Here is a 3,533-nt window from a genome sequence, read left to right on the forward strand (position 1 = left end):
CCGCGTTTGCTGGCCTTTCTCATCGTGCCCGTGGGCATGGTGGTCTACACCGCCTTCGTCAATGAAGGCGGCGGGCTCACGCTGGGGCACTTCGGCAATTTCTTCGGCCAGACCGTCTTCCGCGAGTCGTTCTTCAACAGCCTGGGCGTGTCCCTGGCCAGCGTGTTCTTCGCCAGCCTGATCGCCGTGCCGCTGGCCTACCTGACGGTGCGCTTCGAGTTCCGGGGCGCGCTGCTGATACAGACGCTGGGCGTGCTGCCGCTGATCATGCCGCCCTTCGTGGGGGCGGTGGCGCTGCAGCTGATCTTCGGGCGCAGCGGCTCGGTCAACCTGCTGCTGGACGACTGGTTCGGCTTCACCGTGCCCATCATGGAGGGGCTGACGGGCGTGATCTTCGTGGAGAGCATCCACTACTTCCCGTTCATCCTGCTCAACCTCGTGGCGGCCATGCGCAATATCGACGGGGCCATGGAGGAGTCGGCGCTGAACCTGGGCTCGCGTGGATTCCGGCTGTTCCGGCGCGTGATCTTTCCGCTGGCCATGCCCGGCTACCTGGCGGGCGCGGCCCTGGTGTTCGTGAAAGTGTTCGACGACCTGGGCACGCCGCTGGTGATGGGCGTGACCAATATGTTGGCGCCCCAGGCCTATCTGCGCATCACCTCGGTGGGGCTCGATGATCCGCTGGGCTATGTGATCAGCGTGATCATGATCGCGTTCTCCATCGTCGCCCTGTGGCTGGCCGCGCGGGTGATGAAGGGCAAGGACTACGCCACCTTGCAAAAGGGCGGCAGCGCGCTGCAAAAGCGCCGGCTGTCGGCCTGGGAGGCGCTGCTGGCCTATGGCTGGATCGCCCTGGTGCTGCTGGTGGTGCTGGCGCCGCACATCGGCATCTTGCTGATGTCGTTCTCCAAGGTCTGGAGCTTCTCGGTGCTGCCCGACAGCTATACGCTGGAGCACTACGCCACGGTGTTCACCGACTCGGGCTACATGATCGGCAACACGCTGCTGTACTGCCTGATGGCGGCGGGCATCGACGTGGTGATCGGCACCGCCATCGCCTACCTGATCCTGCGCACCCGGCTGCCTGCCCGGCAGTGGCTGGACTACCTGGCCTCGGTGGCGCTGGCGATTCCGGGGCTGGTGCTGGCCATCGGCTACCTGCGGCTGTTCAAGGGCGTAAACCTGCCCTTCACCGATACGCCCATCGTCACCACCTGGGTGCTGATCATGCTGGCCTATGCGGTGCGGCGGCTGCCGTATGCGCTGCGCTCGTGCATGGCGGCGCTGCAGCAGGTGCACATCTCGCTGGAGGAGGCCGCGCAAAGCCTGGGCGCGGGCCGCACCAGCGTGATACGGCGCGTGATGGTGCCGCTGATGGCCGGCGGCATCCTGGCCGGCTTCGTCACCAGCTTCATCACGGCGGCGGTGGAGCTGTCGGCCACCATCATGCTGGCCTCGGCCCAGAGCCAGGCGCCCATGAGCTACGGCATCTACCTGTACATGCAAAGCATCTCGGGGCGCGGGCCCGGTGCGGCATTGGGCGTGCTGGCCGTGGTCGTGGTCGGCCTGGGCACGTATTTCTCGCACCGCTTCGTGGAGCGCTCGCGCGCCACCGTGCAATCGACTTCGGAGTGAACCGCCATGCACCTGGACCCTGTCTCCCTCGAATGCAGGCACATCAGCCTGAGCTATGGCAGCAACGAAGTGCTGCGCGACGTCAACCTCAAGATCGAGCCCGGCGAGTTCTTCGCGCTGCTGGGGCCTTCGGGCTCGGGCAAGTCCACGCTGCTGCGGCTGATCGCGGGCTTCAACCGGCACCAGCGCGGCGAGCTGCTGGTGGGCGGGCAGGACATCACGGGGGTGCCGCCGCATGCGCGCAACATCGGCATGGTGTTCCAGAACTACGCGCTGTGGCCGCACATGACGGTGTACGACAACGTGGCCTTCGGCCTGGTCGAGCGCCGCGAAAGCCGCGACACCATCCGCCGCAAGGTGGGCGAGGTGCTGGAGCTGGTGGGCCTGTCGCAGTACGCGCAGCGCCGCCCGGGCCAGCTGTCGGGCGGGCAGCAGCAGCGCGTGGCGCTGGCGCGCACCGTGGTGATCGCGCCCAAGCTGCTGCTGCTGGACGAGCCGCTGTCCAACCTCGACAAGCAGCTGCGCGTGCAGATGCGCGAGGAACTGCGCAGCCTGCAGCGCAAGCTGGGCCTGACCACCATCTTCGTCACCCACGACCAGGAAGAGGCCATGACCACGGCCGACCGCATGGCCGTGCTGGACAAGGGCGTGCTGCAGCAGGTGGGCTCGGCGGCGGGGCTGTACGACTACCCGGCCAACCGCTTCGTGGCGGGCTTTGTCGGCACGGCCAATGTGCTGGAGGGCGAGGTGCTGCCGACGATAGGCGAGTCGCTGGTCTTCAAGGTGCCGGGCCTGGGCACGCTGACCCTGCCGCGCCCGGCCCAGCCGCCCGTGCCGGGGCGTGCGGCGCTGGCCTTCCGGCCGCACCAGGTGCAGATTGCGGTGCGCGACGATGCGGGCGATGCCTCGCGTGTGTGGGTGGAAGGGCAGATCGAGAGCGCCGAATTCCTGGGCGAGTTCTCGCGCTACCGCGTGCGCGTGGGAGAGGTGGCCGTGGTCGCCGACCAGGCGCACTACGCGGGCATTGCCATGTTCCCCATGGGCATGCCGGTGCGCCTGGGCATCGAGCCCACGCAGCTGCGCTACCTCGATGAGTGAACGATGAGACGGCTAGGGATGTTCCCTGAAACCCGGGCCTGCCCGGGCCGCAGGCCCTGGCGCCTGCGCTAGGCTGGCCGCCCATGGAGATGTATCAGCTGCGCGCCTACGTCACGGCGGCCACGCTGGGCAGCGTCACGCGCACGGCCGAGGCCCTGCACCTGACCCAGCCCGCCATCACGGCCCAGATCAAGGCGCTGGAGGAGGAGCTGGGCGTGGCGCTGTTCGACCGGCGCCCGGGCCGCATCAGCCTCACGCGGGCCGGCGAGGCCCTGATGGAGCCCGCTCGGCAGGTGCTTGATGCAGCGGGTCGGCTGCAGGGCCAGGCCCGCGAGCTGCAGGGCGAGGTCACCGGCCAGCTGCTGCTGGGCACGGTGGCCGACCCCGAGGCGCTGCGCCTGGGCTCGCTGCTGCATGGCCTGGTGGAGGCGCTGCCGCTGCTGGACATCAAGACACGCCAGGGCTGGGCCGAGGAGCTGCGCGCGCAGGTCGCGGCCGGCGGCCTGCAGGGCGCGTTCTACATCGGCGCCCACATGCCGCGCGACCTGGGCGCGCTGGTGCTGCAGACACTGCACTACCGTGTGGCGGCGCCGCCCGCGCTGCGCGAGCGCGTCCTGCAATCGGGCTGGAAGGACCTGGCGCAACTGCCCTGGATCGGCGCGCCCGCGCAGCACCATGAGCAGGCCCTGCTGCTGGCGCTGTTCGCCCGCCAGGGGCTGAGCCCCAATCAGATCGTGGAAAGCGATGCCGCCGCCGCGCCCGAGAGCCTGGTGCGCGCCGGCCTGGGCTTGGCGACGCGG

3 protein-coding genes are annotated in these 3,533 nt (G+C 69.1%); all 3 read left to right on the forward strand.

The features are described from left to right. The first annotated feature begins 6 nt into the window (after positions 1–6). The gene (locus tag L995_RS13550) at positions 7–1,635 is read left to right on the forward strand and encodes an ABC transporter permease (protein ID WP_082001548.1); all 1,629 of its coding nucleotides are present in this window, start codon (positions 7–9) and stop codon (positions 1,633–1,635) included. A 6-nt stretch (positions 1,636–1,641) separates the two neighbouring features. After that, positions 1,642–2,733, forward strand: a complete 1,092-nt coding sequence (locus L995_RS13555) for an ABC transporter ATP-binding protein (RefSeq protein ID WP_012206598.1) — start codon at positions 1,642–1,644, stop codon at positions 2,731–2,733. Positions 2,734–2,816: 83 nt separating this feature from the next. Then, positions 2,817–3,533: LysR family transcriptional regulator (locus L995_RS13560; protein ID WP_047472257.1), on the forward strand; the 717-nt coding region annotated here is incomplete at its 3' end.

This window comes from Delftia sp. ZNC0008 (genome assembly GCF_000799035.1).
Classification (GTDB): Bacteria; Pseudomonadota; Gammaproteobacteria; order Burkholderiales; family Burkholderiaceae_C; genus Comamonas; species Comamonas tsuruhatensis.

What these genes read in the sequence shown, in the direction of transcription:
- L995_RS13555 (WP_012206598.1), top strand. Translation starts at nt 1,642, where the DNA reads ATGCACCTGGACCCTGTCTCCCTCGAATGCAGGCACATCAGCCTGAGC.